Source organism: Haemophilus sp. HMSC071C11 (genome assembly GCF_001837655.1).
Taxonomy (GTDB): Bacteria; Pseudomonadota; Gammaproteobacteria; order Enterobacterales; family Pasteurellaceae; genus Haemophilus; species Haemophilus influenzae.
Genome location: NZ_KV833391.1, coordinates 1 through 1,536, shown reverse-complemented (window position 1 = coordinate 1,536; position 1,536 = coordinate 1). Strand labels below are relative to the sequence as shown.

The 1,536-nt window shown below is 47.2% G+C and carries 1 rRNA gene; it reads right to left on the bottom strand.

Features of this window, described 5'->3' with window-relative positions:
- Positions 1-1,423 (bottom strand): 23S ribosomal RNA (locus tag HMPREF2644_RS00005); the annotation flags it as partial.
- Positions 1,424-1,536: the final 113 nt, after the last annotated feature.

Genomic DNA, 1,536 nt, shown 5'->3' with positions numbered 1-1,536 from the left:
TCCGCTTACACAACGCTCCCCTACCCAACAGGCGTATCACTAATCATCCTCACTCTAAGATGCCCGACTCAACGTTCGGGTTGCTTGAACAACCTTTCATGTCGCTTCGCGCCATTCTAGCTTGTTAATCGTAAGGCGTATTAGTGATACGCCTGATGCCGCAGCTTCGGTGCTATATTTCAGCCCCGTTACATCTTCCGCGCAGGCCGACTCGACTAGTGAGCTATTACGCTTTCTTTAAATGATGGCTGCTTCTAAGCCAACATCCTAGCTGTCTAAGCCTTCCCACTTCGTTTCCCACTTAATATAGACTTGGGGACCTTAGCTGGCGGTCTGGGTTGTTTCCCTCTCCACGACGGACGTTAGCACCCGCCGTGTGTCTCCTGAGTATCACTCTTTGGTATTCGTAGTTTGCATCGGGTTGGTAATCCGGGATGGACCCCTAGCCGAAACAGTGCTCTACCCCCAAAGGTGTCACCTCAAGGCTCTACCTAAATAGATTTCGGGGAGAACCAGCTATCTCCCGGTTTGATTGGCCTTTCACCCCCAGCCACAAGTCATCCGCTAATTTTTCAACATTAGTCGGTTCGGTCCTCCAGTTAGTGTTACCCAACCTTCAACCTGCCCATGGCTAGATCACCGGGTTTCGGGTCTATACCTTGCAACTATTCGCCCAGTTAAGACTCGGTTTCCCTTCGGCTCCCCTATTCGGTTAACCTCGCTACAAAATATAAGTCGCTGACCCATTATACAAAAGGTACGCAGTCACCCCATCACTTAATCCCACTGCTTCTTTTGGGTGGTTTGACTCGCTTCGCTCCTCTTACCATTGTTTAAGTGCGGTTGCTTTTCATCACCTTCCAATCGGATTAAGTGATGGGGCTCCCACTGCTTGTACGTACAAGGTTTCAGGTTCTATTTCACTCCCCTCACCGGGGTTCTTTTCGCCTTTCCTTCACAGTACTGGTTCACTATCGGTCAATCAGGAGTATTTAGCCTTGGAGGATGGTCCCCCCTTCTTCAAACAGGATATCACGTGTCCCGCCCTACTTCTCGTTAGCTTAGTACCACAATATGGTTTTTAGATACGGGATTATCACCCTCTTTGATTGTGCTTCCCAACACATTCTCCTCACTATACTGCTATCACTTACTGGCTCTTTCGCTTTCGCTCGCCGCTACTGACGAAATCTCGGTTGATTTCTTTTCCTCGGGGTACTTAGATGTTTCAGTTCTCCCGGTTTGCCTCAACAAGCTATGAATTCACTTGTTGATAGTAGATTCTTCATCTACTGGGTTTCCCCATTCGGATATCTTGGATTAAACGCCTCTTATCGACTCATCCAAGCTTTTCGCAGATTAGCACGTCCTTCTTCGCCTCTGATTGCCAAGGCATCCACCTTGTACGCTTAGTCACTTAACTATACAACCTCAAATGTTTTCAACCACTTTAAGTTTTCACTTCAAAGTGCGGTCAATTTGATGCGTATTTTCATTCAACTAAACACTTGATTGCTTTTGTTCAATCAAGATTTT